Genomic DNA, 25,352 nt, shown 5'->3' with positions numbered 1-25,352 from the left:
CCCGCCGTCGGGACGAGCTAGCCCAGGAACGCGTTCCGGCGGCCGGAGAGCAGCCGGTAGAGCGTCTGCTGGATGTTCTCGCGCACCTGGTCGGTGAGGTTGAAGACGAGCATCGGGTCGTCGGCCGCGCCGGCCTCGTACTCGTCGGTGCGGATCGGCTCGCCGAACTCGATGTACCACTTCGACGGCAGCGGCACGAGGCCCAGCGGCCCGAGCAACGGCCAGGTCGGCGTGATCGGGAAGTACGGCACCCCGAGCAGGCGGGCGATGGGACCCAGGTCGCCGATCTTCGGGTAGATCTCCTCGGCCCCGACGATCGAGCACGGGATGATCGGCACCCCCGTGCGCAGCGCGGCCGAGACGAAGCCGCCGCGCCCGAAGCGCTGCAGCTTGTAGCGGTCGGCGTAGGCCTTGCCGATGCCCTTGAAGCCCTCGGGCCACACGCCCACGAGCTCGCCCGCACCGAGCAGCGCCTCGGCGTCCGGGTTGCAGGCCAGCGTGTGCCCGGCCTTGCGGGCGATGGATCCGGCGCCCGGCATCCCGAAGACGAGGTCGGCGGCGAGCATGCGCAGGTTGCGGGGGGTCGGGAGGTCGTCGTGGGTCGCGACGACCGTCATCAGCGCGTCCAGCGGCAGCGTCCCGGAGTGGTTGGCGACCAGCAACGCCCCGCCCTCGGCGGGGACGTTCTCCACGCCGATCGTCTCCACCCGGAACCAGCGCTCGTAGAGCGGGCGGAGGACCGGGAGGATCACGTTCTCGTTGAGGTCCGGGTCGAACCCGAACTCGTCGACGCTGTAGCGGCCCGCGAGACGCCGGCGCAGGAAGTCCGCCACCTCCCCGACCGAACGCTCCAGCTCCGACGGGCCGGTGGGGACCGGGAGGTTCGCCGTCGGCGCGTCCTCCCGGACGTCGGGCTCCCCGGGGACGTCGGCGGGCGGCGGGGTCAGGCTGCGCCGGCGCGGGGTCGGCCGGGGGCGGGGGCGCCCGCCCGAACCGTGCAGCGGGATGACGTCCGCCTCGCCCATCGGGTCGTTCCTCCTGCTGCTCACGTGGCTTCCCTACCGCACCGGTGCGAGGGCGGGCGTCTGGTCCTGCGGGGCGTCCAGCTGCGCCGGTCCCGTGTCCCCGCCGAAACCGGGGAGACGACGGGCCGCGCCCAGGACGAGCGACTCGCCGACGCCGACGACGCGGTCGGTGTCGACGACGGGGCGCAGCGCACGTCCGGCCACGAAGTCGTCGAACGCCTGCACCGTCGTCCAGCGCGGTTCGAAGCCGAACTCGTTCTTGAGCTTGGTGGTGTCGACCACCCGCCCGTAGTTGAGCAACCGCATCTGCTCGGGCGAGAAGTCCACGAGGCGGGCGCGACGGGTGATCCGGCCGACCCACGGGACCAGCGGCTCCGGGATCGGCAGGGAGAGACGGCCGGCCCGTCGGATCGCCTGCGAGAGCATCAGCACGCCGTCGGCGCCGACGTTGTACACGCCGGGCAGGTCGTGCATCGTGGCGCGCTCCAGGACCGCGACCGCGTCCTCGTGGTGCAGCAGCTGCACCCGGGCGTCGAAGCCCAGCACCATCGGCACCACGGGCAGCGAGAAGTAGTGCGCGAACGCGGTGTCGGCGCGCGGACCGATGAAGTTGACGAACCGCAGCGTCGTCACCGGGATGTCCGGCCGGCGGCGGGAGAAGCTGCGGACGTAGCCCTCGATCTCGACGGCGTCCTTCGCGTACCCGCCCGGCGGGAGGGCCTTCGGCTCCGTGGTCTCGGAGAACGTCGCCGGGTCGCGCGGGCTGGCCCCGTAGACGCTCGTGGTCGACCGGACGACGAGGCGGCCCACCGTGTCCGACTTCTGGCACGCCGCGAGGAGCTGCATCGTCCCGATGACGTTCATCTCCATCATCATCGAGCGCCCGCCGGAGGCCGACGGGTGCCCGGAGAGGGAGGCGTGGACGACGGTGTCGACCTTCGCGGTACTGATGACCTTGCCGATCAGCGGGTTCCGGATGTCGACCCGGACGAACTCCGCGCGGCCCATCCGCCGGCGCGTGTCGCGGCTCGGGGGCGTCGTGTCCACGCCGAGCACGCGGTCGATCGAGGGGTCCGCTGCGAGCCGTGCCGCGAGGTCACCGCCGAGCTGGCGGCTCACACCGGTGACGAGGACGACGGACGGCGGCATGACTCTCCCGGACGGGGCTGACGGTGTCCTGGACGTGCGACCCGATGCTCAGCCCCGGCCGGGGCCGGTCACTTGCCGAGCTTGCGACGCTGCACGCGGGTCTTGCGAAGCAGCTTACGGTGCTTCTTCTTCGACATCCGCTTGCGACGCTTCTTGATGACCGAGCCCATACGGGTTCCCTTTCGCTACAACCTGGTGGAGGACCCGGGGACCGAGGCCCCGGAGCGCAAGGCTCCACCGTACCGGGCGCCCGGGCGGCGCCGATGCACCGCCCGGGCCTTTCCCGGTGTCAGCCGGCGTCGATGTACGAGCCCCGGAGGTACTCGTGGACGGCCTCCTCGGGCACCCGGAAGCTGCGGCCGACGCGGACCGCCGGCAGCTCTCCGTTGTGCACGAGTCGGTACACCGTCATCTTCGACACCCGCATGGTCGCGGCGACCTCGGCCACGGTCAGGAACTGCACCCGCGACAGGTCGCCCTCGTCCCTCCGCCCAGCGGCGGCGTTCTGCGGCATGGTTGACCGCCTTCCGAGCACCCGTCGTGCCGCCGGTCTTCCCCTCCGGCGGTTCGACACGCACGTGCTGATCGGAGAGTAGCGAGACGGATGTGACGGATGAATCGCTCGACGTGGTGGTGCGGTGGCCGTGGTCCCCGCTGCGTCAAGCGCACACGCCGCACGCCGGGCGCACCGCCGTCCGGCGACGAACGGTCGCGCGCCCGGCCCGAGCGGACGGTGCCCCGTCAACCGCCGTACGTGGCACCGAGGGCCTGCGAACGGTCACGGCACGCCTCGACGGCGTCCGCGAACGCCGCGCGCAGCCCGTGCGCCTCGAGCACCCGCAACGCCTGGGCCGTCGTCCCGCCCGGCGAGGTCACGGCCTCGCGCAGCAGCGACGGGTGGTTGCCGGGTCCGGTGAGCAGGCCGCCCGCGCCGTCGACGGTGGCGGTCACGAGTTCGGTCGCCGTGGGACGCGGGAGGCCGAGCGCGACACCCGCCTCGATCATCGCCTCGGCCACCAGGAACAGGTAGGCGGGCCCGGAGCCCGACAGGGCGGTCGCGGCGTCCTGCTGGGACTCCGGCACCCGGACCGTCCGGCCGACGCTGCGCAGCAGGCCCTCCGCGGTGTCCATCGCGGCGTCGTCGGCGTGCGCGCCCGCGGAGAGCACGCACATCGCCCGGCCGACGAGCATCGGGGTGTTCGGCATGACCCGGACGACCGGCGTCCCCGTCGGCAGCCACCGCTCGAGCGCGATCGTCGGGATACCGGCGGCGAGCGAGACGACGACGCGCTCGCGCCCCGCCGGGACGGACTCCAGGACTCCCTGGACGTCCTGGGGCTTCACGGCGACGACGAGGACGTCGGCGCGGCCGGCGGCGTCCGCGACGTCGGTCGCCGTGACACCGAGGCGCCCGCTCACCTCGGCCGCCCGGTCGGCGTCGCGCTCCACGACCAGCAGCGACCCGGCGTCGCGACCCGCCGCGACCAACCCGCCCAGCAGGGCCTCCCCGATCCGTCCGCCGCCCAGCACCGCGACCGTGTCGGAGGATCGGGCCGCGCTCCGCTGCGTCTCCGTCGTCATGCTCCGCAGTCTTCCCGACGGCGGGTCGCGTCCGACCCGCGCCCGCCCCCGTCAGGCGCGCGAGCGGGGCACGCGCGAGCCGAGGTGCAGCCGCGCGAAGAGCAGCGACTCGGCGAGGGCGTCGAGGCGCTCGTTGCGGGTGCGGGCCCGGCGGGTCGAGATCTCGACGACGACGGTGCCCCCGAAGCCGGTCAGCGCGAGCCGGCGCAGGACGTCCGCGCACGGCTGGGTGCCGCGGCCGGGGACGAGGTGCTCGTCGTGAGGCTCCCCGGTGCCGTCGGCGAGGTGCAGGTGGACCAGGCGGTCGCCCATGCGCTCGAGGAGGGCGAACGCGTCGTCGCCCGCGACCGCGGTGTGCGAGAGGTCCAGGGTGTAGTTCCGGGCGCCCGGCACCGTCGGGTCGTGCCCGGGGGTGTAGCTCGAGACCCGCACGCGCCCGCGCCGCAGCGGGAACATGTTCTCCATCGCGATCCGGACGCCGTGCGCGCGTTCGAGCTCGTCGACCTGGCGGGCCAGCCCGGCCGCGTACCGGCGCTGCCAGCGGAACGGCGGGTGGAGCACGACGATCGGGGCGCCGAGGCCCGCCGCCAGCACGACGCTGCGCCGCAGGCGTTCGGCCGGATCCGCGCCCCAGACCCGCTGGGTGATGGCGAGGCACGGGGCGTGCACCGCCAGGACGGGCACGCCGGTGCGTTCGGCGTGCCGCGCCACGGTGCGCAGCTGGCGCGACTCGGGCTCGTTCCAGACCATCAGCTCGACGCCGTCGTAGCCGAGCTCGGCCGCCGCGTCGAACCCCGCGGACATGGGCTCCGGGTAGACCGACGCGGTCGACAGCGCGACGGGGACGGGCGGGCCGGCCGCCGGCGACGGGTCGCCGGTCAACGAGCGAGGAGGACGAACGCCGCCGGCGAGACGGTGACGACCAGGCCGACGACGATCGCGAGCGCCATGGTCTGCAGGTCGTCCGAGCGACGCATGGCCCGCACCCCGAAGACGAGCCCACCGGTCGCGGCGGCGGCGAGGACCAGGGCGATGACGGGCTGGGACTGCCAGAGGTAGGAGAACCCGATCCACAGCAGGGCCCCGAGCACGGCACCGACGACGAGCTGGCCGGCGATGATCGCCCACTCGCGCGCGGACGGGCGTTCCACGGGCTCGTCGTCGTACTCGTCGTCCCAGTCGTCGTCGTCCCGGTCGTCGAGGTCGCGGTCGAGCCCGGCGGGGGCGTCCGCCCGGGTCGCGTCGGGCCGGGCGGCCGCGGACGCGGCGGTCGGCGGGCCGCCGTCGTCGGTCGGCCGCGGGGACGCAGTGGTGGGCGCCGGGGTGGCGCGGGTGGGCGCTGCCTGCGGGCCCGGCTGGACCTGCGTCTGCTGCACCGAGGTCGGCTGGGCCTGCGTCGGCTGGGCCTGCGTCGGTGCCACGGGCTGCGCGGTGGTCGGCGCCTCCGGCGGGGCCGGGCGCGCGGCCGGCGTCACCGTGGTCGGGGCCGAGGGCGCCCAGGCCTGCGGCGGGGCGCTCGCCGGCTGCGGGCCGGACCCGGGCGGCGGTCCGGACTGGCGCGGCACGGCGGACGGCTGGCCGTACCCCGTGGGCGCCGGCGCGGCGTACCCGTATCCGGACGGGCTGCCGTACCCGCCGCCGTAGGGATCCTGCGGCGGGGGCTCGGGGGCGTACGACGGGGACCCGTAGGAGGGCGCTCCGTACGCGGGACCGCGCGAGGGGGGGCCCTGGTCGTAGGAGTCGTACCCGGCCGGGCCGTACCCGTCGTCGTAGGCGGAGCCGTACCCCGACGAGCCGTAGCCCGCGGAGCCGTACCCCGACGAGCCGTATCCCGACGAGCCGTACGGCGACGAGGAGCCGGGGCCCGAGGCCCCGTAGCCCTGGTCGTAGGACGACGAGCCGTACCCGGGCGGGTCGTAGGACGACCCGTAGGAGTCGTAGCCGGACGAGTACGACCCGCGCCCCGGGGGCTCCTGGTCGTAGGAGCCGTAGCAGTCGTACGTGTCGTAGGAGCCGCGGGGCGGGCCGTACGACGAGGACCCGTAGTCCGCGGGGGCCGCGTACGACGAGCCGTACCCGGCGTCGCCGTAGGGATCGCGGGGCTCGGGCTGGGGATCCGGCGGCGGCGACGCCGACCGCGACTCGGCGCCGTAGGCGGCCAGCAGCTCCGCCACGCTGCGCTGAGCTCCTCGCGGAGGGGGACCGTCGGTCGTCATCCGTTCCACCGTGCCGTGGTCGAGCCTGCTCGTCCAGTCGCAGCAGGACGACCGGTGGCGTACGTCCCGTCAGCGGCGAACGGACCGTCCTCGAGGGGGACCTGGTCCAGGCGTCCCAGGATCACGCCTTCACGCAGGGCCCACGGGCAGACCTCGACCTCCTCGAGGCCGAGGGCGTCCATCGCCCCGCGCGCGACGATCGCGCCGGCGACGAGCTGGTGGGCCCGGGAGGCGCTGACCCCCTCGAGCTCGGCGAGGTCTGCGGAGTCCATGCGGCTGATGAAGGCGACGACCTGCCGCAGCCCGGCGACCGTGAGGCGTCGGTGCACCCGCGGACCGGCCGACCGCGGCGCCGCACCGGTGAGCCGGGCGAGTGACCGGAAGGTCTTGGAGGTGACGACGGCCCGCTCCGGGGGCCCGCCGTCGAGCAGCGCGGCCGCGGCCGGGGCGACCATGTCGTGGACGTACTCGGCGAGCGCCCGGGTCTCCTTGCGGTCCGGCGGGTCGGCCGCGAACCAGTCCCGGGTCAGCCGGCCCGCGCCCAGGGGCAGGGAGAGGGCGACGTCGGGGCGCTCGTCACGTCCGACGGCCATCTCCAGCGAGCCGCCGCCGATGTCGAGCGAGAGCAGCCGCCCGGCCGACCACCCGAACCAGCGGCGCACCGCGAGGAAGGTGAGCGCCGCCTCGTCGGGACCCGTGAGGACCTGCAGGTCGACCCCGGTCTCGTCCCGGACCCGCGCGAGCACCGCGTCGGAGTTGTCGGCGTCGCGCACCGCGGAGGTGGCGAAGGCCAGCACGTCGTCGCACCCGAGTGCGCTCGCCTCCCGCCGGGCCTCGGCGACGGCCGAGACGAGCGCGTCGGCGCCCTTGCGGGAGAGCTGCCCGCCGGTCACGTGCTCGGCGAGCCGTAGCGCGGTCTTCGTCGAGGACTGCGGCGTCGGGTGGGCCCCCCGGTGCGCGTCGACCACGAGGAGGTGAACCGTGTTCGACCCCACGTCGAGAACCCCGAGACGCACGGCGACCAGCCTAGACGGTGCTCGACGTCACTCGATGGGTGGTCACGGGCCGGCCCCTCACGCGTCCAGCTTGTAGCCCAGGCCCCGCACCGTCAGCAGGTGCCGGGGCTGCGAGGGTTCCGGCTCGAGCTTGGCGCGCAGTCGCTTGATGTGGACGTCGAGGGTCTTGGTGTCGCCGACGTAGTCCGCGCCCCAGACCCGGTCGATGAGCTGCGCGCGGGTGAGCACCCGGCCCACGTTGCGCATCAGGTACTCGAGCAGGTCGAACTCCTTGAGCGGCAGCGCCACCTCCACGGCGTCGCCCGCGGCGTCGACGGTCACCACGTGGCGCCCGACGTCCATCCGCACCGGGCCGGCCTCCAGCACCTGACGGTCCGCGGAGGATCCGGTGCTGCCCTCGGCCGGGCCGTCGTTCTCCTGCCCGCGCCGCAGCACCGCCCGCACCCGGGCGATCAGCTCGCGGGCGGAGTAGGGCTTCGTGACGTAGTCGTCGGCGCCGAGCTCGAGCCCGACCACCTTGTCGATCTCGGCGTCCCGGGCGGTCACCATGATCACCGGGACCGACGAGCGCGCCCGGAGGGCCTTGCACACGTCGGTGCCGCTCATCCCGGGCAGCATCAGGTCCAGCAGGACGATGTCGGCGCCGTGGCGCTCGAAGTCCTCGAGGGCGGCGGCGCCGGTCTCCGCGACACTCGCCTCGAAGCCCTCCTTGCGCAGCAGGTAGGCCAGCGGGTCCGCGAAGGACTCCTCGTCCTCCACGATCAGCACCCTGGTCATCTACTCACCTCTGCTCGTCGGTTCCAGCACGGGTGTTCCGGTCCGGTGGGTGGTGTCGCGGGACCCGGTCCCGACGACGGGTGACGGCGGGTCCCCGCCGGTCGCCTCCGGGGTCGGCAGCCGCAACGTGAAGGTGGAGCCGACCCCGGGCTCGCTCCACAGCCGGACCTCACCGCCGTGGTTGGCGGCGACGTGCTTGACGATCGCCAGGCCCAGCCCGGTGCCCCCCGTCGCCCGGGAGCGCGCCGGGTCGACCCGGAAGAACCGCTCGAACACCCGTTCCTGGTGCTCGGGGGCGATCCCGATCCCGCGGTCGGTCACCGAGATCTCCACGCGCGAGTCGACCTTGCGTCGCCGCACCGACACGGGGGATCCCTCCGGCGAGTAGGCGATCGCGTTCTCCAGCAGGTTGGCCAGCGCGGTGACCAGCAACGTGCGGCTGCCCGCGGCCTCCAGCCCGCTGGGGGCGTCGAGCGTGAGGTCGGTACCCGCGGTCTCGGCGGACACCCGCACCCGCGCGACGGCCTCGCGCACCACGTCGTCGAGCCCGACCGGCTCGAGCTCGGGCAGCGCCTCCGCACCCTGGAGCCGGGAGAGCTCGATGAGCTCGGTGACCAGCGACCCCAGACGACGGGACTCGTGGAGGATCTTCGTCGTGAAGCGGGTGACCTCGGCCGGGTCGTCGGCGTCGAGCGCGGCCTCGGCGAGCACGGCCATCGCCCCGACCGGCGTCTTGAGCTCGTGGCCGACGTTCGCCACGAAGTCCCGCCGCACTGCCTCGAGGCGGACCGCGGCCGAGGTGTCCGAGGCCTCGACCACCACGAACCCGTCCCCCAGGGGGCCGAGCCGGGCGATCACCGACTGCGGGGCGCGGCGCGACGCCACCGGCGGCGACAGGTCGATCTCGGCCGTGCCGCCGTGCTCGGCGATCCGTTCTGCCGCGGCCGCGACCCGCCCGTCGGGACGCGCGTCGACGACCGCGCCCAGGATCTCGGCCCGGTCGTTCGACAGCACCACGTCGCCGAAGCGGTTGATCACCGCGAGGCCGGTGTGCGAGCGCCGCACGATGCGGGCCAGCAGTTCCGCGACGGTCGGACCGGCGGCGACGACCGGCGTGCGCGTGGCCCGGGTCCTCCACCGGAGCCCGGCCGCACCGACCACGACGCCCAGGACCGCCGCCACGACGACGGCCAGGACGGTCACGGACAGCGGCACGGCCACGACGCGATGGTAGGGCCGTCACCGCGATTTCCACCCGCGTCGGAGTCCCGTTGGTGACCCGTCCAACCCCCGGACGGGTGACTGTTGGGACCCCGTTCAGGCGGTGTTCACCGCCTCCGGAGTCAGCGGCCCTGGTTGGCCACCGCCGCGATCGCGTCCTTCGCCGCCTCCGGGTCGAGGTAGGTGCCGCCGGGGTTCGTCGGGCGGAGGTCGTCGCCCGCGGACTCGAGGTCGTAGCGCAGCGGGATGCCGGTCGGGATGTTCAGCCCGGCGATGGTGTCGTCGTCGACGCCGTCGAGGTGCTTGACGACGGCGCGCAGCGAGTTGCCGTGCGCGGCGACGAGCACGGTCCGACCCGCCGTCAGGTCCGGGACGACGGCCTCGGTCCAGTACGGCAGCAGCCGCTCGAGGACGTCCTTGAGGCACTCGGTGCGCGGCATCCCGTCGCCCAGGTCGGCGTAGCGCGGGTCGCCGGTCTGCGCGTACTCGTCGTCCGGGTCGATGGGGGGCGGCGGGGTGTCGTAGGAGCGGCGCCAGATCTGGAACTGCTCCTCGCCGAACTCCTCCATCGTCTGCTTCTTGTCCTTGCCCTGCAGGGCGCCGTAGTGCCGCTCGTTGAGCCGCCAGTCCCGGCGCACCGGGATCCAGTGCCGGTCGCAGGTGTCCAGCGCGATGTTGGCGGTCGCGATGGCCCGCCGGAGCAGCGAGGTGTGCAGGACGTCGGGGAGCAGCCCGGCGTCCGCCAGGAGCTCGCCGCCACGGCGGGCCTCCTGCTCGCCGGTGGCCGACAGCGGGACGTCGACCCATCCGGTGAAGAGGTTCTTCTCGTTCCACTCGCTCTGGCCGTGCCGCAGCAGCACCAGCGTGCCCACAGTCATGGCGCAGCACCCTACGGCCATCGATCGGGGCGTAGGACGAAACCGCCGGGGGTAGCCGGGCGCGACCGGACGACACGCACCCCGGCGAGCCACCACACTGCTCGCACTCGGACGGCGCGAGTCGTACCACCACAGCACATCGGTAAGGAGCAGGGATGAACGACGACGACATCACCACCTCCGGCTCGACCCCCGGCCACGGCCCGGCCGACGGCGGCGCCTCGGGTGGCGGTGCGGACGGTGGCGCCGACGGCGGTGCCGACGGCGGCGCGGGTCACGGCCCGGCCGACGGCGGCGCCCGCGGCGGCGGCTCCGACGGCGGCGCAGACGGCGGCGCTGACGGCGGCGCCGGTCACGGCCCGGCCGACGGCGGCGCCCGCGGCGGCGGCTCCGACGGTGGGGCCGACGGCGGCGCGTAGGTGCTTCGCAGGTGAGCACTCAGTGGTGCGATAGCCCCACCGAGTGCTCACCTGCCCGACTTCGGAGGACACATGACCGACCGACCGTTCTTGCGTCGCTGCGTCGCCGGCGACCTCGCGTCCTTCGCCGACGAGGCGTGGGGCCGGCAGGCGGTCCTGTCGCGCGCCGACGACCTCGCCAAGCACGACGAGGCGTCCGGCCACGCGGGGTTCGGTGACCTCTTCTCGCTCGACGCGGTCGACGAACTGCTCGCCCACCGCGGCCTGCGCACGCCGTTCCTGCGCATCGCCAAGCAGGGCACCGTCGTCGACTCGAAGCACTTCACCGGCGACGGCGGCGTCGGCGCCGAGGTCGCCGACCAGGTCCGCGACGACCGCGTCGCCGGTCTGTTCGCCGACGGTCACACCGTGGTGCTGCAGGGCGTGCACCGCACGTGGGAGCCCGTCGCGCGCCTCGCCACGGGCCTCAACGCCGACCTGGGCCACCCGGTGCAGGTCAACGCGTACGTGACACCGCCGTCGTCGACGGGGTTCTCCGCGCACTACGACGTGCACGACGTCTTCGTCCTGCAGATCGCCGGCACGAAGCGCTGGCACGTGCACGCCCCGGTGCATCCCGACCCGCTGCGCACCCAGCCGTGGAACGACCACGCCGCGGCCGTCGGCGAGCGGGCCGCGCAGGAGCCCCTGCTCGACGAGGTCCTGCAGCCCGGCGACGCCCTCTACCTGCCGCGCGGCTTCCTGCACTCGGCGACGGCGCAGGGCGAGACCTCCGTGCACCTGACGGTCGGGATCCACGTCCTGACCCGGCACGCGGTCCTCGAGACCCTGCTCGCCGGCCTCGCCGACGACCCCGAGCTGCGCACCTCGCTGCCGCTCGGCGTCGACGTGTCCGACCCGGAGGCGCTCGCGCCGTTCGTCGACCTGGTGGCACGTCGCGCCGTGGAGCACTTCTCCCGGCCCACCGACCCGGCGCCCACCGCCCGCCGGCTGCGCGGGCGCGTCTGGAACGGCAACCGGCCGGAGCCGCTGCTCCCGCTGCGTCAGGCCGCGGCGGTGCACGCGCTGGACGCGGACACGGTGCTGGAGCCCCGGCTCGGCCTGCGACACCGGCTCCTTCCCGACGACGGCCGTGGCCGGCTCCGATTCGACCTGCCCGACCGCACGCTGGAGTTCCCGACGGCGGCCGCGACCCCGCTCGCGGTCCTGCTCCGCGGTGGCCCGGTCCGGCTCGGCGACGTGCCCGAGGACGAGGCCGGCGACGCCACCGTGGTCGCCCGGCGACTGCTCAGGGAGGGGGTGGTGGTGACCCCGGATTCGGTCGCTGGCGCCCGGACCACCACAGGAGGTACGACGGAGCGGTGACGGCGGACTCCCTGACGCGGCCCGACCCGGCCGACGACCCGGCCACCTTCCGCTGTTCGGTCGCCGCGCGCGAGCGCGACGACCCGCTGTTCGCCTCCGCCCCGCCCGCCCGGCGCTGGCTGCTCGTCGAGCACCCGGGGCCGTGGGGCTTCCAGGCCCTCGGCGGGGCCGGGTTCTCCCCGGCCGTCGTCGAGGCGATCGACGCGTTCTGCGGGGCGCACGAGGCCCGGTTCCAGCTGATCCGGAGGACCGCGGCGCGGGGCGCACCCACCGAGGCCGGCGGACGGTTCGCCGTCGTCGACTCCCGCATCGGGCACGAGTCGGTGCGCTGGGGGCGGGTCGACTCCCCGGAGGCCCTCCCGGCCGCGCTCGCCGACCTCGAGGCGTCGACCGAGCCCTCCGACGAGCCGGTGTACCTGGTCTGCGCGCACGGCCGCCACGACGCGTGCTGCGCGGTGCGGGGGCGCCCGGTCGCCGCCGTGCTCGCCAGTGGGTTCGCCGACCGGACCTGGGAGACCACCCACACCGGCGGCGACCGCTTCGCCGCCAACGTGGTGCTGCTGCCGCACGGCCTCGTCCTGGGACGCGTGCCCGCCACCGACGCCGTGGGCGTCGCCGAGCGCTACGCGGCGGGCGAGGTCGACCCCCGGCTGGTCCGCGGCCGCGCGGGGCTGGCCCCCGCCGTCCAGGGCGCCCAGCACCACGCCCGGCTGGCGCTCGACGAGCACAGCGTCGACGCGCTGGCCCCCCTCGCCGTCACGAACGACGAGGCCGACCCCGCCGTCACTACGGTGCGGCTGGCCGGCCCGGACGGCCCGCTGGACGTGACCGTCCGCGAGCGCTGGATCCCGTCCGCGACCCCGCTGACCTGCAGTGCGGGCCGGACGGCGTCGATGCGGACCTACGAGTTGGTCGCGCTCGGCGGCACGCGGCCGTAGCGGCCCGGGACGGCGTCCCACCACGCCATCAGGCGCCGGTGCACGGGACGTTCCACGGCCTTCGTCAGGAGCCATCCCGCGAGGACCCCGGTGAGGATCATCAGGCCGGTCTGCAGCGTCGGACCGACCCCCAGCTGCTGGGCGCGGCGCATCACCACGTAGCCGACCGTCTGGTGGGTCAGGAACACGCCGTAGGAGATGCCCGCGAGCCAGGTGACGGCGCGGTTGACGCGGGCCGGCAGCCACCGCCCCCAGTCCGGACCGACCGCCGCGAGGGTCATCGCGGCGACGCCGAGCCCGATCAGCGCGACCGCGATCCAGTCCGTGCTCCACCCGGCCTCCGGGTCGAGCGCGGAGGTCTGCAGCGCGTGCTCGGCGATCGCGAGCACCTCGACGGCGAGGAAGTGCGGCAGGCGCAGCCGCCCGGTCGAGTACATCCACACCGCGACACCCGCGACGAACAGGTGCCAGCGGAACAGGCCGAGCCCGTCGACGACGTAGCCGTACGCGACGCCGGTCTCGTGCGTCGCGCGGAACCACCACTGGACGGCGGGCAGCAGCAGCGCCACCCAGATCACCACGCGCAGCCCCACGCCGCGCCCGAGCGGTCCCTTCCACATCACGGCCGCCAGGCAGAACGCCATCAGCTGCAGCGGGATCGTCCAGTACGACCCGTCGACGAAGCCCCAGCTCGCGTCCCAGTGCCACGCCATCGCCAGGTTGGCGAGCAGGTCCTTCTTGCCCGGCAGGTACCAGCCGTCGGGGGCGAGGTAGCGCAGGAAGAGCCAGGCGTTGACGGTCGCGACGAAGAACGCCGGCAGCAGGCGCGCCAGCTTCCCCCACCACCAGCGCGCGGTCCCGCCCCGGCGGGCGCCGCCGCGCCGGACCGTGGCGGCCACGAAGTACGCGGAGAGCACCAGCAGCAGGCTCGCGCCGACCTGGTGGGGGAACGAGTAGTTCTTCGGCAGGATGTCGTGGTAGACGAGCGGGCCGATGAACGTCGAGTGGTAGAGGATCACCAGCAGGACGAAGCCGCAGCGCAGGGCGTCCCAGCTGACCTTGCGGGTGGAGCCGCCCGGCGTCGTCGTACGCGTCGCCGGCACCCCGGCCGGGGCGTGCGTGGCCGGCTGAGCCGGTCGCTGGACGATGTCGGTCACCGCCGGCGAAGGTAGCAACGCACGGCGACGGTCAGCTCACGAGGCGTGGCGCTCTTCGCTCGACGGATTCTCCTGCGCTTCGGCCGGTCGGGTGGCGCCACCGGACCGGGTGGACGTGCCGCTCGGCGTGTCCGACGGACGCGCCGCCTCGTCCGGACGAGTCGCGTCCTCGGCCATCGCCCTGCTCTCGGCCTTGAGGATGCGCATCGACTGCCCCAGTCCGCGGGCCATGTCGGGCAGCTTGCGCGAGCCGAACAACAGGAGCACGACGACGATCACGATCGCCCAGTGCACCGGGCTCAACGACCCCATCGTCCCCACCTCGCGTCCCTCGGCCACCCGTCCGGCGACCGTTCGGCCGTCACGCTAGCGCCGGGATGGTGAGCATGAGGCAAAGACCGGGGGAAACCCTCGTCCGGAGGTTTGACGACCCCGGGTCCGGGGCGAGGTAGGGACTGCACCACCGTCAGTGTCACGTCCGGGAAAGGCGTCCTCCATGTCCGTGCTCTTCACCATCATCGGCTGGGTCATCTTCGGTCTGATCGTCGGCTTCATCGCCCGCGCGCTCGTGCCCGGGAAGGACGACATCGGCATCCTCCCGACCATCGGGCTCGGCATCCTCGGTTCGGTGGTCGGTGGCCTGGTCTTCTCGCTGTTCACGGGCCGCATCACGCTCTCGAACCCGGTCGGCTGGATCGGGTCGATCATCTTCGCGATCATCCTGCTGGTCATCTACAACCGCGTCACCGGTCGCAAGCGCGCCCGACGCTGACCCCTCCGTCCGGAGGGTTCGCCGCCGGTTCCGGAATCGGCGGCGAGGCCGTTCGGTTGTGCACCATCGAACGGCCACCCCACGACACCCTGGAGGCAACGATGCCGAGCCGCGACGCCACGACCCACTGGGAAGGCGGACTGCAGGACGGCACGGGCAGCGTCACGCTGGACTCGTCCAACGCCGGACAGTTCGACGTCTCGTTCCCGACCCGCGCCGAGAGCCCGAACGGACAGACCAGCCCCGAGGAGCTCATCGCCGCCGCGCACTCGTCGTGCCTGGCGATGAACCTCTCCGGCGTCCTCGGCAGCGAGAACCTGACCGCGAGGTCCATCGACGTCAGCGCCGAGGTGACGCTGTCGCCGGCCAAGGGCGGCGGCTTCGAGATCAGCGGGATCGCGATCACCCTCCGCGCCCGCGTGGACGGCGTCGACGAGGCGAAGTTCAAGGAGCTGGCCAGGACCGCCGAGGAGACCTGCCCGGTCTCGAAGGCCCTCGCCGGCACCACGATCACGCTGGACGCCGCGCTCGAGGGCTGAATCCCGCGCCCTCACGAACGAACGGCACTCTCGCGCACATAGATGCAGCGAGGGTGCCGTTCGTTCATTCCGCGACGAGATCCACGACGGCGCAGGCCGCGTTGTCCGGTGCCCCGGCCGCGCGCACCTGCTCCAGGAGGTTCCCGACGACGGGTCCGGGCTCGGCCCCGGCCGCGAGCGTGCGGGCGAGGGCGGCGTCGTCCAGGAGGCACCACACCCCGTCGGTGCAGAGCAGGTAGCGGTCGCCCGCCCGGGCGGTCCGCAGGTGCACGTCCGGCTCGTCGGTGCCGAGCGCCCGCACCAGCCGCGGGCGCTCCGGGTGGTCCCGCGCCTCCTCGGGCGTGAGCCGCCCCTCGTCGACGAGCGAGCGCACCTGACTGTGGTCGTTCGTCACCTGCGTCAGCACGCCGTCGCGCAGGAGGTAGGCCCGCGAGTCCCCGAGGTGCGCGAGGCCGACCCGGGCACCGTCGCACCACAGGGCCGTCGCCGTCGTCCCTCCGGCGTCCGTCGGACCGACCTCCCGCGCCGCGGCCGCGAACGCCGACCGCAGGGCCTCGACCGGCTCCGCGACGTCCGCGGCCAGGACGGCGTCGACGGCCACCCGGCTCGCGTCCGCGCCGCCGTCGTGGAACCCGTCGGCCACCACCGCCCGCCCGGCCGACCAGGCCACCGCGTCCTGCTGCGTGTCGCGCCCTCCCTGCACGAGGCCGGTCGCCCCGAGGCACTGCACCGCACCCGTCGTCATGATCGTGCTCCTTCCCCAGCGGGTGAGGAGGTCGGCCACCAGCGCACGGCGGGTCGCGGTGTCGTGCTCCACCTGGCGCCACCACGCCTCCAGGTCCGCGATCGCCTCGTCGGCGGGCAGGTCGACGACGACCGCGATCCGCGCGAGCGGCACGCCGACCCGTCGCAGTGTCGCGACGAGCCGGGCCCGGTCCCGCTGGGCACGGTCGTAGAACCGGTACCCCGACGAGCCGTCGACCGCGGCCGGCACCACGAGCCCGAGTTCGTCGTAGAGCCGCAACGCCTTCGGCGTCAGCCCGACGGCGACCGCGAACTCACCGATCGTCATCCGTCCGCCCACGTGGTCCACCCTCCCCGGTCCGGGACGTCCCCGGGCCGCGGGCCACGCTCGGCGTTGTCCCGAGGGGAAGGTCAAGCCCGCCCGCCCGCCGTGGTCGACCCTGTCGAGCGAAGGGCCCCTCCGCTCGATCTATCCGACCGGAGGTGCCCTTCGCTCAGGTCGGCCGGACACGCCGCGTCCTGGCGAGGGGCGCCCATGGCCCGTCTATCCGAGCGAAGGGACCCTTCGCTCGGGTCGGCCCGCCGTCGAGAACCGCCTGCCGGAGAGGATTCCGGCGTATTCTCGGGGCATGGTGTCGACGGGCAGGCGTGCGGTCGTCGAACCCGGCGAGCCCGCCGGGGACCTCGCCGAGCGGCTCGGGCTGCACCGGCCGGAGCGCGAGCGAGCGTTCGTCGCGGCACTGCAGCGGGTCCGTGACGCCGAGCTGCGCGCGGAGTACGAGAGCGACGGCATCCGGCTGCGCTGATCGTCGTCGGGGCCCGTGGTAGGTCTTCGCGCGTGACCGAGTGGCCGTTCCTGTCCTGGTCGCCGGACGACGCGGCGGCCGCGGTCTACGACGTCACGGTCGACGGGGCCTGGGAGCAGCTCGTCGCGTTCTACGCCGGCGGGGCCTCCTGCCCGCCGCTGGAGCGGGTCGTGGCGCTGGCCCGGGAGCACGGCGTGCGGTCGCTGGTCGTCGAGCAGCGCCAGCTCGACCCGGACTGGCGCAGCGAGCACGCCGCGTTCCACGGTCGCCTGTTCCGCCGGCACCCGTCCGTGACGCACCGCTGGCACCTGTTCACCACCGAGGTCGACCCGGCCGACGTGACGGCGCTCGACCCGTCGTCGTACCGGGGCTACACGACGCTGCGGCCCCTGCCCGCGACGCCGGTCGGCCCGACGATGATCGCTCCCCCACCCGGCCTGGACGGTGGCGTGCGCTGCGAGGCGACCGAGCGGGTGTCCCTGTTCGGCACGGCGCTGACGGTGCGCGCGATGCCGTTCCTGTCGCAGGACGCGGAGTACCTGCGGTGCGCGCACGCGACGCTGTGGATGGTCCTGCGCCACGCGCACCTCGCGCACGGCATCCCGCGCCGGCTGTCCGCCGAGGTCCACGACGCGGCGCTGGGTGGGGTGATCGTCGGGCGCCAGGTGCCCAGCGAGGGCCTGTCGGTGCAGCAGATGATGTCCGGTGCGACGCGGCTCGGGCTCTCCCCCGGCCTCGTGCACCTGCCGCAGACCCGGGCCGAGGACGACGACGCCGGCATGCTGACGCTCGGCGGGATCCTGTGCCGCTACGTCAACTCGCAGGCGCCGCCGGTGGTGATCTCGCGGGCGCACGCGTGGGTGGTCGTCGGGTACCGGCGGGTGTCCGCGGCGCCGGGAGCCGGAGTGCGGCTGTGGCGGCACGACGACGCCCGCGGCCCGTACCTCGAGGTCACCGACCCGTTCGACGAGCCCGACGAGGCCCACCGCCCCTGGCAGGCGGCCCTGCTCCCGCTCCTGCCGCAGGTCTACGTGACCGCGGAGCGCGCCGAGGCCGCGGGCGAGCACTGGTTCCGCGGCTATCTCTCGCAGGCCGACCCGGACGAGCCGATCGCGGGCGCCGACCTCACCTGGCGCACCTACGTGACCCGCTCCGACGAGTGGCTGGAGGACCTCGACGCCCGCGGTCTCGACCCGGCCCTGGTCCGGCTCTACCGGCTGACGCTGATGCCGGAGTACGTGTGGGTCGTGGAGGCGGTCGACCGGGGCGCCCGGGCGCGCGGCGAGCCCGACGTCGTCGGCGAGGCGGTCCTCGACTCCACCGCCTCGACCCACCACGAGCCGCTGCTCTCCGGCCTCATCGCGCTGCACGGCGGACGGATCGCCCACCGCGTCGGCCCGGACCACGGGCAGCGCCGCGAGGTCCGGATCGAGGCGCCGGGCCACTACCCGACGGGGAGGCGGGGGCGGGCGTAGCTCCTCCCTGTGTCAGCAGTGCGGCCATGCTGACACTGAACGTCACAAGACCCGCAACGTCAGGTCGGCCCGGCCCCCGAGATCACCCCCGACGAGACATCCGGCCCCGCGATCGGGCGCTCCGTGGTGGCCGGCGTCGTGTCCGTGCCGGAGGAGAGCGGCCCGAGCGTCAGCGTGATCCGGTTCGTGCTCGTCCGCTCCCGGCTGCCCTCGCCCGACGCCGACGCGGTGAGCACGAACCACTTCGCGCCGACCTCGCCGTTCGCCCCGATCCGCCGGCTGACCTCGACCGACAGCTCGATCTCGACCGACTGCACCGCGAGCCCGGTCGTCGGTCCGCCGTCCTCCTGGGCCGCCAGCAGGTCGTGCCGCAGGGCCTTCAGCACCGTGTCGAGCCCGAGGCCCGGGTCCTCGTCGTCCGCCATGGCGCGCACGCTAGCGCCGGGGTCCGACGACGATGTGGCGACTGTGCCGTCCAGTGTCAGCATGGCCGCACTGCTGACACATCAGGAGACCCACGCCCCCGGCCGGTGCACCCGTCCCGGCAACGACGTCGACCCGTCTCCGACCGCCGAGGTGACCTGCGGGTTCGTCAGGAAGAGCACCGACCCGAGCAACGCCCCGCGCAGGTCCGCGCCCCGCAGGTCCGTGCCGAGCAGGTCGGCCCGGCCCAGGTCGACACCCCGCAGGTCCGTCCCCATCAACAGGGCCCCGCGCAGCGAGACGTCGCGCAGCCCCCGTCGTCGCAGGTCCTTCCCGACGAGGTCCGCGCGCGCCAGCGAGCGCGCACGACGCCCCCGCACCGCCACGCTCGTCCGCTCGAACAGCCCGCCGGCCTCGGCCCGGACCGCTCCCACGTCCGCCTCCGGCCCCAGCGCCGCCACCCGATCGGCCAACGCCGACCGCTCGTCCGCCAGCTCGGGCACGGGCTCCGCCAGGTACCAGAGCACCTCGTGCAGCGCCCGCATCACGTCGAAGGCCCCGAACGCCGCGTCCGGCGACTCCCGCCAGTCCGCCCACGCGGTGACCCGTTGGCCGGCGCCGAAGCAGTCGAACGTCACGCAGCCCGGGAAGCCGCGTTCGGGCAGCGCGTCGTGGATCGTGCACGGCGCGGGCTCGCCGGGCACGCGGACGGCCAGGTTCGGGCACGGCGTCCGCGCGGGCTTGGAGAGCGCGAAGTCCGCCGACCGCGCGAAGGCCGGCGCCACGCAGCACAGTCCGCTGCACCGACCGCAGTCCGCCTCGAGCTCCACCGGTCAGCGTTCTCCGGTGAGCGGCAGGTCCGCGACCACCCGCCACGAGTCGGGCTCCCGCGAGCCGACCAGCAGGTGCAGCGCCTCGACCCGCGCCGCGAACGGCAGCTGCCCCACGATGCGCGCCTCCGCTGCGCGCAGCGCCTCGACCCCCGACGTCGAGCCGTACCCGATCGTCAGGTGCGGGTGCGGCTCGTGCTCCCCGCGGTAGGGCGGGCACTGCGGGAAGGCCTCCCACACGCACGCGGTGAGGTCCGCGAACGGCGCCGACGGCCGGGGGCCGAGCCAGAGGTAGTCCTCGCCGAACCACCCCGTCGTCGCGAAGGAGCAGTCGATCGCGCCCGACCCGGCCACCGCGTGCTGCAGGCGCGCCACCACCGCGTCATCGATCTCGTCGGGCGGCAGGAACGGGTAGAGGACGGTGACGTGCGCGGGCACGCCCGCGGCCGTCGTCGGGTCCAGGGCCAGGCGCTCCTTCCCGACGACGGGTTCGGCCTGGGGGACCAGCGCGAGGACGGCGGACTCGGTCGGGGCGCTCACGGGCCCCATCCTGCCGTGACACCTCTCCCGGAACCGCGTCCGCCGGAATCGGTCTCGCGGGGCCTCTCGCGAGCCGGGTGGTCGACGCTGGGCACACCCCAGCGGAAACCGCGTCCACCGGAATCGGTGTCCCGGGTCCGCTCGAACGCGAGTCCGTCGCGAACGATCCCGTTCCAGCCCGCGACGGGCCCGCCGGGGCGGGAGTCTCACACGTGAACGCCGCGCTCCACGTCCAGCACCCGGCGCGGCTCCTCGAGTGCGGCCACGACGAGGTCGGTGACACCGGCGTCGGCGAAACGGGCGAACTCCCGGGCGAGGTCCTCCTCGGTCCCGACGACAAGCGTGTCCGCCGGCCCCTGCAGGCCGCCCCGGTCCAGCACCGCGCGGTACGCCGGCATCGACCCGACCGCCGCGTACTCCTCGGCGATCCGGGCCCGAAGGCGGTCCGGGTCGGTGGTGACGCCCGCGAGGACCTGCACCACCACCCGCTGGTCGTCGCGCAGGGCGGGGCGCAGCACGTCGGCCACGAGGTCCGGGCGGACCCAGACGCCGACCGTGCCGTCGGTCAGGTCCCGGGCGACCTCGAGCATCCGCGGGCCGAGCGCCGAGAGGAGCAGCGACACCGGTGCGGTGGGGATCCCGAGCTCGGTGTCGACGGTGAAGAACCGGCCGTCGTGGCGCACGTGCTCGCCGCGCAGCAGTCCGCCGACGATCTCGAGGTACTCGCGGCTGTGCGCGGCGGGCGAGGTGTAGGGCAGGCCGAGCTGGTCGGTGACGACCTAGGCGTGGCTGGGCCCGAGCCCGAGGCTCAGGGGCGCGCCCGTGGCCGCGGCCACGGTGAGCGCCTCGGTGGCGGCGACGGCGGGGTGGCGGGGGTAGGTCGGGACGATCGCGGTGCCGAGTTCGACGCCGGTACCGACCTGCCCGGCCGCCGCGAGGAGCGTCAACGGGTCCCAGTGGCCGGGCATCTGGTTCGTCCAGACGGAGTCCAGGCCGTCCCGGGCCGCGCTCGCGACGTCGTCCGCGACCGTGGCCGGTGTCGTCGTCATGGTGATGTTCAGGCCGATCCGCATGCCGACCACCTCACGCGCACCCGCCGTCATGAACCAGGTCGACCTACGCTGTACAGCGATCACCGGAACTGATCGACGGAGGTCACGGCCGTGGAGCTGCGGGCGTTGCGCTATTTCGTCACCGTCGCCGAGGAGCTGCACTTCGGTCGCGCCGCCGAACGACTGCACATCGTGCAGCCCGCCGTCAGCCAACAGGTCGCGCGGCTCGAGCGCGAGCTCGGCGTGCCGCTGCTCGACAGGTCGTCCCGCCACGTGCACCTGACCGCCGCCGGAGAGCGGGTGCTGACGGCGGCGCGGACGGCGCTGGCCGCCGCGGAGCAGGTGCGGGTGGCGGCGGGCGATCCCGGGGCGACGCTGCGAATCGGCACCGCACCGGCCCTGACCGACCGCCTGGAGCGCGCGATCGAGGTCCTGCGACGGGAGAACCCGGCGCTGGAGACGGTGCTGGTCGACCTCCCGGCCGGCGAGCGGCTCACCGCGGTCCGGGACGGCCGCCTCGACGTCGCGCTGATGCGCGGGACGCGGTCGGTGGCGGGGCTGACGGTGGTGCCGGTGTGGCGGGAGCCCCTGCAGGCGGTGGTCGGCGCCGACCACGCGCTCGCCGGGCGTTTCTCCGTGACCCTGGCCGAGCTCGCCGCCGGCCCGCTGCTGGACCTCGACGGCGGGTCCGCGGACCCGGCTCTGCGCGAGGCGGCCGCCCGCGCCCTCGGCGAGGTCGGCGTGTGCCAGCCCGACCGGCGGACCGTCGGCTCGGTGCAGGACCTCGTGGTGGCGGTCGGCGCCGACCCGCGTGCCTGGTCGCTGCTGCCCGCCGCCGTCGTGGCGGCGTCCGGGTCCCGCCGGGTGCGCGGTGTCCCCCTCGACCCGCCCGTCGAGGTGATCGGCAGCGTCGTCGCGCCGTCGACCACCCCGCCGGAGTGCGTGCAGGGCCTCGTCGCGACGTTCTCCGACGCCGAGGCCGCCACGGTCTGATCAGCGTCCTCGGGCCTCCATCCACGCGACTGCGAACGCGCACATCGGGGCCGCGTCGACGACCAGGCTCGGCGCGCGCCCGACCCGGCCCTGCTTCCCCTCCCCCGTCGCGACGAAGTCCTCCACCACCGTCAGGAAGTAGTCCTCGTCGAAGCCCTCGACGACCGGATCGGACGTGTCGAACTCCTCCACCCACCGCCAGGCCGTCCCACCCGCCGTCCGGAAGGGGACCTCGACGCGGACGACCCGCTTGCCGGGCAGGTCGGCCAGGTGCTCGGCGTGGTGCAGCAGCGTCATCGTGTCCCACGGCGCGCCGAGCATCGCGACCTTGCCGCCGACCTCGACGAGCCGGGCGAGCGGCGAGCCCGGGCCGTAGCCGTAGTCGATCGGGGTGTCCGCGGTGAACCACTCCGCGTGCGCCCCGATCGCCGCGAACGAGGCGCCGGCGGACCGGCTGCGATGGGCACCCGGCGTCGTGCGGAGGAACTCCGGGAACGCCCCGTTCTCGCGGATCGCCCGCGAGGTCGCGGGGTCGAACGGCGGGACGTGCTCCCGCCAGTCCTCCGGGACCCGGCCCTCCTCGTCGAGGAGCGCGACGTACGGGGCGTTCCAGTCGGTGTAGGCCAGCACCGTGCCGCCCGGCGAGACCGCGTCGAGGAGAGCGCCGACGATCGTGTCCGGGCCGTCGATCATGTCCCCCACTGCGCCGAGGGCCCCGTGAGCGAGCACGGCGTCGCCGGGACCGAGCCCGAGCCCCCGGAGGTCCGCCGTGAGATCGGCGCGGGTGATCAGCACGGCCGGACGGTAGCGCCTGGACAGGCAAGTCACCACTTGCCTATTCTGCTCGCGGTGAGCGACATCTACCGGGCGATCGCCGAGCCCACCCGGCGCGCGCTCCTCGATGCCCTCGCCGCGACCGACGGCCAGACGTTGTTCGCGCTCTGCAACGCCCTGCTCGAACGCGGTCTCACCCCGACCCGTCAGGCGGTCTCACAGCACCTCGCCGTGCTCGAGGAGGCCGGGCTGGTGCACGTCCGGCGCGAGGGCCGCTACAAGTTCCACGACCTCGACACCCGCCCGTTGCGCGAGATCCCGCGCCGCTGGCCCCTACCCCAGGAGTGACCACGATGCCGAAGGTCTCGTACTGCAGCGTGTTCGTCGACGACCAGGAGCGGGCGCTCCGCTTCTACCGCGACGTGCTGGGCTTCGCCCTCAAGCACGACGTCCCCATGGGCCCGCACCGTTGGCTGACGCTCACCGCACCCGGCGACCCGGACGGCGCCCAGCTGCTGCTCGAGCCCGACGAGCACCCGGCGGCCAAGCCCTTCAAGGCCGCCCTCGTCGAGGACGGCATCCCGCTGACGGCGTTCGAGGTCGACGACGTGCACGGCGAGGTGCGCCGCCTCGTCGACGAGCACGGAGTCACCGTCGTGCAGCCGCCGAGCCCGGCCGGGCCGGTCACCATCGCGGTCGTCGACGACACCTGCGGGAACCTGATCCAGCTGTTCTCGAGCTAGAGGGCCTCGATGATCCGGATGTCGCGCTCCGCGCCGTCGCCGAGGGCCGCCAGCGCCTCCTGGTAGGCCGCGCTCTCGTAGGCGGCGACGGCCTGCTCGACGCTGTCGAACGCGATCAGCGTCGTGCGCTCGGTCGTCCCCTGCTCGAACGCGGCTGCCGGGTTCCCGCGGGCCAGGAACGTGCCGCCGCCCGCGCGCATCGCCGGGCCGGCCAGCGCGACGTACGCGTCGAGCTTCTCCTGGTCGCGGATCGCGCGGAAGGTGTTGATCCAGTAGGCGCCCACGTCGTCCAGCCTGCCCCGGCCGTCCAGTGCTGTCCCTTCCCGACGGCGGGTCGGGTCGGGCGCCGACGCCTGAAGATCCTGTTACGGGGAGCGGAGAGGGGCGGGGACCGATCGGTCCGCTCCCATCGTCGGGATCTTGCTCGCGGGCGCCCGCGCGGTCCCCGGGCGACCCGACCCGGTGCCCGAGCTGGTCGTCCGCCGGGTTTCAGCCGGTCAGTGACCGGACGTCCGCCACGTCGTACTCGGCCACGGACGCCCCGAGGATCTCCGCCGCCTGCTCGTCGCTCGTCCCGCTGCCGCGGAAGGCCTCGACGTCGGCCTGGGACTCCCACCGCTCCAGGATGTTGATCCGCCCCGGCTCGACCAGGTCGGCGGTGAGCGAGAAGTCGAGACAACCGGGAGCGACCCGTGCCTGCTCGACGACGGCGACGCAGCCGGCCAGGTAGTCCTCGCGCCGCTCCGGCGCGACGATCACGTGCCCCGCGACGATGACCATCGTTCCCCCTCGGTCAGAACCGGTAGCGCAACGTCAGCGTGCCGGGTGTCCCCTCGGTGGCCTCGCCGCTGATGCCGGCGAGTTCGCCCGTTCCCGACGACGGCACGATCGCGCCGAACGTACTCGTCGTACCGTCCGGATCGGCCAGTCCACCGTGCTGGATCACGAACGACCCCGCCCGGCCGTCGAGCGTCCCGACGATCCGCTCCGAGGCGACGAACCCGCTGCCCCCGCCCTGCGCCGTCAGCACCTCGGCCACGCCGGTCCCGCGGAGCACACCGTCATAGGTCTTGCGCACCACCACCCGCGTCAGCTTCGGCCCCTCGGCCGGATCGTCGTAGGTCGTCTCCTCCCACGCGTCGATCGTGAACGCCGCCGCCGCTTCCGTCGTCTCGCTCATGACGCCGAGCCTCCCGGACGGCGCTGACACCTCCTGTCAGCTTCCGACGGCGCCGACCCGACTCCGCGGCGTGTCGCGTCACCCCGTGGGCGTGTCGTCACTGACGCCCGTGCCCGCCGACGCGTACGGCGGCGGGCACGAGCCGGGCGTCAGCAGCAGTCGCACGAGCTGCAGTCACAGGTCGGGTCCTCGCAGCAGGGACAGGCCCTCAGATCGAGCATGCGTCACACCTCCCCTCCGCCTCGCGGTGGTCGGGTGGGCACCAGGTCCCGGGCACGGGGTCCGGGCAGGTCGCGCTCGGCAACTCGTCCGCCATGGCCACCAGGTCGGCGCGGAGCAGACGCAACCGCTCCATCTCGGCGTCGATCTCGGCGATCCGGCTGCGCAGGAGCGGCTCGGCCGGCTCGCACGGGCACTCCCCGGTGTCCCGCACGGCGAGCAGGCTCCGGATGTCCGCGAGACGCAGCCCGAGGCGCTGCGCACCGCGGATGAACTGCAGCCGGTCGACGGCGAGCGCGTCGTAGCGGCGGTGGTCCCCGCTCGTCCGCGCGGGCGCCGGCATGAGGCCGACGCGCTCGTAGTACCGCACGGTGTCCGGGCGCAGGCCGGTGCGTCCGGCCAGGTCGGAGATGGTGAGCGGGCCCGCGTCCGTCATGAGCAGACGCTAGAACCTGGAGCCGGGTCCAGGGTCAACCCCGCAGCACTCCCGGGGGAACGACGACGGCCGTGGCCACCCCGA

Annotated in this window: 32 protein-coding genes and 1 pseudogene; 10 read left to right on the top strand and 23 right to left on the bottom strand. The window is 74.4% G+C overall.

Annotation, left to right across the window (positions count from 1 at the left end):
- Positions 1-17: 17 nt before the first annotated feature.
- The 11 genes from QRT03_RS05030 to QRT03_RS04980 form a co-directional block, all read right to left on the bottom strand.
- Positions 18-1,025, bottom strand: coding sequence for a lysophospholipid acyltransferase family protein (locus tag QRT03_RS05030; RefSeq protein WP_286052062.1), 1,008 nt, complete (start codon positions 1,023-1,025; stop codon positions 18-20).
- A 33-nt stretch (positions 1,026-1,058) separates the two neighbouring features.
- Entirely contained in the window at positions 1,059-2,174 is a 1,116-nt protein-coding gene (locus tag QRT03_RS05025; protein ID WP_286051410.1) for an NAD-dependent epimerase/dehydratase family protein, read from the bottom strand.
- A gap of 68 nt (positions 2,175-2,242) precedes the next feature.
- Positions 2,243-2,344, bottom strand: a complete 102-nt coding sequence (locus QRT03_RS05020) for a 30S ribosomal protein bS22 (RefSeq protein WP_010241351.1) — start codon at positions 2,342-2,344, stop codon at positions 2,243-2,245.
- Positions 2,345-2,463: 119 nt separating this feature from the next.
- Positions 2,464-2,688, bottom strand: coding sequence for a helix-turn-helix domain-containing protein (locus QRT03_RS05015; RefSeq protein WP_286051407.1), 225 nt, complete (start codon positions 2,686-2,688; stop codon positions 2,464-2,466).
- Between the two features lie 227 nt (positions 2,689-2,915).
- A complete protein-coding gene (gene proC, locus QRT03_RS05010) occupies positions 2,916-3,755 on the bottom strand; it encodes a pyrroline-5-carboxylate reductase (protein ID WP_286051406.1) in 840 nt (279 codons plus the stop codon).
- 51 nt (positions 3,756-3,806) lie between these two features.
- Entirely contained in the window at positions 3,807-4,559 is a 753-nt protein-coding gene (locus tag QRT03_RS05005) for a sugar phosphate isomerase/epimerase family protein (protein WP_286052061.1), read from the bottom strand.
- Between the two features lie 74 nt (positions 4,560-4,633).
- Positions 4,634-5,929 carry a hypothetical protein gene (locus QRT03_RS05000; RefSeq protein WP_286051405.1) on the bottom strand — a complete coding sequence of 432 codons (1,296 nt, stop codon included), beginning with the start codon at positions 5,927-5,929 and terminating at the stop codon, positions 4,634-4,636.
- Between the two features lie 38 nt (positions 5,930-5,967).
- On the bottom strand, positions 5,968-6,987 hold the full coding sequence (locus QRT03_RS04995) for a Ppx/GppA phosphatase family protein (protein ID WP_286051404.1): 1,020 nt from the start codon (positions 6,985-6,987) through the stop codon (positions 5,968-5,970).
- Between the two features lie 57 nt (positions 6,988-7,044).
- Positions 7,045-7,764, bottom strand: a complete 720-nt coding sequence (locus QRT03_RS04990) for a response regulator transcription factor (RefSeq protein ID WP_286051402.1) — start codon at positions 7,762-7,764, stop codon at positions 7,045-7,047.
- Positions 7,765-8,985, bottom strand: coding sequence for a sensor histidine kinase (locus QRT03_RS04985; protein WP_286051401.1), 1,221 nt, complete (start codon positions 8,983-8,985; stop codon positions 7,765-7,767).
- A 122-nt stretch (positions 8,986-9,107) separates the two neighbouring features.
- Positions 9,108-9,863, bottom strand: a complete 756-nt coding sequence (locus QRT03_RS04980; RefSeq protein ID WP_286051400.1) for a phosphoglyceromutase — start codon at positions 9,861-9,863, stop codon at positions 9,108-9,110.
- A gap of 155 nt (positions 9,864-10,018) precedes the next feature.
- Here QRT03_RS04980 and QRT03_RS04975 point away from each other — a divergent pair, with 155 nt between their 5' ends.
- From QRT03_RS04975 to QRT03_RS04965, 3 genes are all read left to right on the top strand, one after another.
- Positions 10,019-10,282, top strand: a complete 264-nt coding sequence (locus QRT03_RS04975) for a hypothetical protein (protein ID WP_286051398.1) — start codon at positions 10,019-10,021, stop codon at positions 10,280-10,282.
- A 72-nt stretch (positions 10,283-10,354) separates the two neighbouring features.
- Positions 10,355-11,647 carry a cupin domain-containing protein gene (locus tag QRT03_RS04970; RefSeq protein ID WP_286051396.1) on the top strand — a complete coding sequence of 431 codons (1,293 nt, stop codon included), beginning with the start codon at positions 10,355-10,357 and terminating at the stop codon, positions 11,645-11,647.
- Positions 11,644-12,585 (top strand): ferredoxin family protein, encoded by a 942-nt coding sequence (locus QRT03_RS04965; RefSeq protein ID WP_286051394.1) that lies wholly within the window; start codon positions 11,644-11,646, stop codon positions 12,583-12,585. Before QRT03_RS04970 ends, QRT03_RS04965 begins: the two co-directional genes overlap by 4 nt.
- On the opposite strand, the gene QRT03_RS04960 is transcribed toward QRT03_RS04965, so the two are convergent.
- Together QRT03_RS04960 and tatA are read right to left on the bottom strand one after the other, a co-directional pair.
- Positions 12,549-13,742 carry an acyltransferase family protein gene (locus tag QRT03_RS04960; RefSeq protein WP_286051393.1) on the bottom strand — a complete coding sequence of 398 codons (1,194 nt, stop codon included), beginning with the start codon at positions 13,740-13,742 and terminating at the stop codon, positions 12,549-12,551. The two genes, QRT03_RS04965 and QRT03_RS04960, sit on opposite strands and share 37 nt — an antisense overlap.
- A gap of 36 nt (positions 13,743-13,778) precedes the next feature.
- On the bottom strand, positions 13,779-14,054 hold the full coding sequence (gene tatA, locus QRT03_RS04955; protein ID WP_286051392.1) for a Sec-independent protein translocase subunit TatA: 276 nt from the start codon (positions 14,052-14,054) through the stop codon (positions 13,779-13,781).
- A 190-nt stretch (positions 14,055-14,244) separates the two neighbouring features.
- On the opposite strand from tatA, the gene QRT03_RS04950 reads away from it, so the two are divergent.
- Both QRT03_RS04950 and QRT03_RS04945 read left to right on the top strand, forming a co-directional pair.
- Complete coding sequence (locus tag QRT03_RS04950) at positions 14,245-14,514, top strand: GlsB/YeaQ/YmgE family stress response membrane protein (RefSeq protein ID WP_286052060.1); 270 nt, start codon at positions 14,245-14,247, stop codon at positions 14,512-14,514.
- A 101-nt stretch (positions 14,515-14,615) separates the two neighbouring features.
- On the top strand, positions 14,616-15,053 hold the full coding sequence (locus QRT03_RS04945) for an OsmC family peroxiredoxin (RefSeq protein WP_286051390.1): 438 nt from the start codon (positions 14,616-14,618) through the stop codon (positions 15,051-15,053).
- Positions 15,054-15,117: 64 nt separating this feature from the next.
- Here QRT03_RS04945 and QRT03_RS04940 read toward each other — a convergent pair whose 3' ends face one another.
- Positions 15,118-16,125 (bottom strand): MerR family transcriptional regulator, encoded by a 1,008-nt coding sequence (locus QRT03_RS04940; RefSeq protein ID WP_286051389.1) that lies wholly within the window; start codon positions 16,123-16,125, stop codon positions 15,118-15,120.
- A 301-nt stretch (positions 16,126-16,426) separates the two neighbouring features.
- Between QRT03_RS04940 and QRT03_RS04935 the strand changes: the two genes are divergently transcribed.
- Both QRT03_RS04935 and QRT03_RS04930 read left to right on the top strand, forming a co-directional pair.
- Complete coding sequence (locus QRT03_RS04935) at positions 16,427-16,603, top strand: hypothetical protein (RefSeq protein WP_286051388.1); 177 nt, start codon at positions 16,427-16,429, stop codon at positions 16,601-16,603.
- A gap of 32 nt (positions 16,604-16,635) precedes the next feature.
- Entirely contained in the window at positions 16,636-18,078 is a 1,443-nt protein-coding gene (locus QRT03_RS04930; protein ID WP_286051386.1) for a hypothetical protein, read from the top strand.
- A 59-nt stretch (positions 18,079-18,137) separates the two neighbouring features.
- Here QRT03_RS04930 and QRT03_RS04925 read toward each other — a convergent pair whose 3' ends face one another.
- From QRT03_RS04925 to QRT03_RS04910, 4 genes and pseudogenes are all read right to left on the bottom strand, one after another.
- The gene (locus QRT03_RS04925) at positions 18,138-18,503 is read right to left on the bottom strand and encodes a trypco2 family protein (protein WP_286051385.1); all 366 of its coding nucleotides are present in this window, start codon (positions 18,501-18,503) and stop codon (positions 18,138-18,140) included.
- Between the two features lie 81 nt (positions 18,504-18,584).
- Positions 18,585-19,286 (bottom strand): pentapeptide repeat-containing protein, encoded by a 702-nt coding sequence (locus QRT03_RS04920; RefSeq protein ID WP_286051384.1) that lies wholly within the window; start codon positions 19,284-19,286, stop codon positions 18,585-18,587.
- Positions 19,287-19,334: 48 nt separating this feature from the next.
- On the bottom strand, positions 19,335-19,871 hold the full coding sequence (locus QRT03_RS04915) for a 2'-5' RNA ligase family protein (RefSeq protein WP_286051383.1): 537 nt from the start codon (positions 19,869-19,871) through the stop codon (positions 19,335-19,337).
- 206 nt (positions 19,872-20,077) lie between these two features.
- Positions 20,078-20,920 (bottom strand): annotated as a pseudogene (locus QRT03_RS04910) (TIGR03564 family F420-dependent LLM class oxidoreductase).
- Positions 20,921-21,034: 114 nt separating this feature from the next.
- Here QRT03_RS04910 and QRT03_RS04905 point away from each other — a divergent pair.
- Positions 21,035-21,916: a LysR family transcriptional regulator gene (locus QRT03_RS04905; protein ID WP_286051382.1), complete on the top strand. Its 882-nt coding sequence runs from the start codon at positions 21,035-21,037 to the stop codon at positions 21,914-21,916.
- Here the strand turns inward: QRT03_RS04905 and aac(3) are convergent, their stop codons facing one another.
- Positions 21,917-22,711 (bottom strand): aminoglycoside 3-N-acetyltransferase, encoded by a 795-nt coding sequence (gene aac(3), locus QRT03_RS04900; protein WP_286051381.1) that lies wholly within the window; start codon positions 22,709-22,711, stop codon positions 21,917-21,919. It lies immediately after the preceding gene.
- Between the two features lie 45 nt (positions 22,712-22,756).
- Between aac(3) and QRT03_RS04895 the strand changes: the two genes are divergently transcribed.
- Both QRT03_RS04895 and QRT03_RS04890 read left to right on the top strand, forming a co-directional pair.
- Positions 22,757-23,038, top strand: coding sequence for an ArsR/SmtB family transcription factor (locus tag QRT03_RS04895; protein WP_286052058.1), 282 nt, complete (start codon positions 22,757-22,759; stop codon positions 23,036-23,038).
- A 5-nt stretch (positions 23,039-23,043) separates the two neighbouring features.
- Entirely contained in the window at positions 23,044-23,433 is a 390-nt protein-coding gene (locus tag QRT03_RS04890; protein WP_286051379.1) for a VOC family protein, read from the top strand.
- Here QRT03_RS04890 and QRT03_RS04885 read toward each other — a convergent pair.
- The 4 genes from QRT03_RS04885 to QRT03_RS04870 form a co-directional block, all read right to left on the bottom strand.
- Positions 23,430-23,717 carry a DUF1330 domain-containing protein gene (locus QRT03_RS04885; protein ID WP_286051378.1) on the bottom strand — a complete coding sequence of 96 codons (288 nt, stop codon included), beginning with the start codon at positions 23,715-23,717 and terminating at the stop codon, positions 23,430-23,432. The two genes, QRT03_RS04890 and QRT03_RS04885, sit on opposite strands and share 4 nt — an antisense overlap.
- 205 nt (positions 23,718-23,922) lie before the next feature.
- A complete protein-coding gene (locus QRT03_RS04880) occupies positions 23,923-24,213 on the bottom strand; it encodes a putative quinol monooxygenase (RefSeq protein ID WP_286051376.1) in 291 nt (96 codons plus the stop codon).
- A 13-nt stretch (positions 24,214-24,226) separates the two neighbouring features.
- The gene (locus tag QRT03_RS04875) at positions 24,227-24,613 is read right to left on the bottom strand and encodes a DUF3224 domain-containing protein (RefSeq protein ID WP_286051375.1); all 387 of its coding nucleotides are present in this window, start codon (positions 24,611-24,613) and stop codon (positions 24,227-24,229) included.
- A gap of 208 nt (positions 24,614-24,821) precedes the next feature.
- On the bottom strand, positions 24,822-25,268 hold the full coding sequence (locus QRT03_RS04870; protein WP_286051374.1) for a MerR family DNA-binding protein: 447 nt from the start codon (positions 25,266-25,268) through the stop codon (positions 24,822-24,824).
- Positions 25,269-25,352 lie beyond the last annotated feature (84 nt).

It is taken from the genome of Actinomycetospora termitidis (genome assembly GCF_030286555.1).
Lineage (GTDB): Bacteria > Actinomycetota > Actinomycetes > Mycobacteriales > Pseudonocardiaceae > Actinomycetospora > Actinomycetospora termitidis.
This window is presented reverse-complemented; position numbering and strand designations above follow the sequence as displayed.

Bases quoted from the DNA above. Each gene is read 5' to 3' on its own strand.
- QRT03_RS05030 (WP_286052062.1), bottom strand. From the start codon at position 1,025: ATGGGCGAGGCGGACGTCATCCCGCTGCACGGTTCGGGCGGGCGCCCC.
- QRT03_RS05025 (WP_286051410.1), bottom strand. From the start codon at position 2,174: ATGCCGCCGTCCGTCGTCCTCGTCACCGGTGTGAGCCGCCAGCTCGGC.
- QRT03_RS05020 (WP_010241351.1), bottom strand. From the start codon at position 2,344: ATGGGCTCGGTCATCAAGAAGCGTCGCAAGCGGATGTCGAAGAAGAAG.
- QRT03_RS05015 (WP_286051407.1), bottom strand. From the start codon at position 2,688: ATGCCGCAGAACGCCGCCGCTGGGCGGAGGGACGAGGGCGACCTGTCG.
- proC (WP_286051406.1), bottom strand. From the start codon at position 3,755: ATGACGACGGAGACGCAGCGGAGCGCGGCCCGATCCTCCGACACGGTC.
- QRT03_RS05005 (WP_286052061.1), bottom strand. From the start codon at position 4,559: ATGTCCGCGGGGTTCGACGCGGCGGCCGAGCTCGGCTACGACGGCGTC.
- QRT03_RS04990 (WP_286051402.1), bottom strand. From the start codon at position 7,764: ATGACCAGGGTGCTGATCGTGGAGGACGAGGAGTCCTTCGCGGACCCG.
- QRT03_RS04980 (WP_286051400.1), bottom strand. From the start codon at position 9,863: ATGACTGTGGGCACGCTGGTGCTGCTGCGGCACGGCCAGAGCGAGTGG.
- QRT03_RS04975 (WP_286051398.1), top strand. From the start codon at position 10,019: ATGAACGACGACGACATCACCACCTCCGGCTCGACCCCCGGCCACGGC.
- QRT03_RS04970 (WP_286051396.1), top strand. From the start codon at position 10,355: ATGACCGACCGACCGTTCTTGCGTCGCTGCGTCGCCGGCGACCTCGCG.
- tatA (WP_286051392.1), bottom strand. From the start codon at position 14,054: ATGGGGTCGTTGAGCCCGGTGCACTGGGCGATCGTGATCGTCGTCGTG.
- QRT03_RS04945 (WP_286051390.1), top strand. From the start codon at position 14,616: ATGCCGAGCCGCGACGCCACGACCCACTGGGAAGGCGGACTGCAGGAC.
- QRT03_RS04940 (WP_286051389.1), bottom strand. From the start codon at position 16,125: ATGACGATCGGTGAGTTCGCGGTCGCCGTCGGGCTGACGCCGAAGGCG.
- QRT03_RS04935 (WP_286051388.1), top strand. From the start codon at position 16,427: ATGGTGTCGACGGGCAGGCGTGCGGTCGTCGAACCCGGCGAGCCCGCC.
- QRT03_RS04925 (WP_286051385.1), bottom strand. From the start codon at position 18,503: ATGGCGGACGACGAGGACCCGGGCCTCGGGCTCGACACGGTGCTGAAG.
- QRT03_RS04890 (WP_286051379.1), top strand. From the start codon at position 23,044: ATGCCGAAGGTCTCGTACTGCAGCGTGTTCGTCGACGACCAGGAGCGG.
- QRT03_RS04880 (WP_286051376.1), bottom strand. From the start codon at position 24,213: ATGGTCATCGTCGCGGGGCACGTGATCGTCGCGCCGGAGCGGCGCGAG.
- QRT03_RS04875 (WP_286051375.1), bottom strand. From the start codon at position 24,613: ATGAGCGAGACGACGGAAGCGGCGGCGGCGTTCACGATCGACGCGTGG.
- QRT03_RS04870 (WP_286051374.1), bottom strand. From the start codon at position 25,268: ATGACGGACGCGGGCCCGCTCACCATCTCCGACCTGGCCGGACGCACC.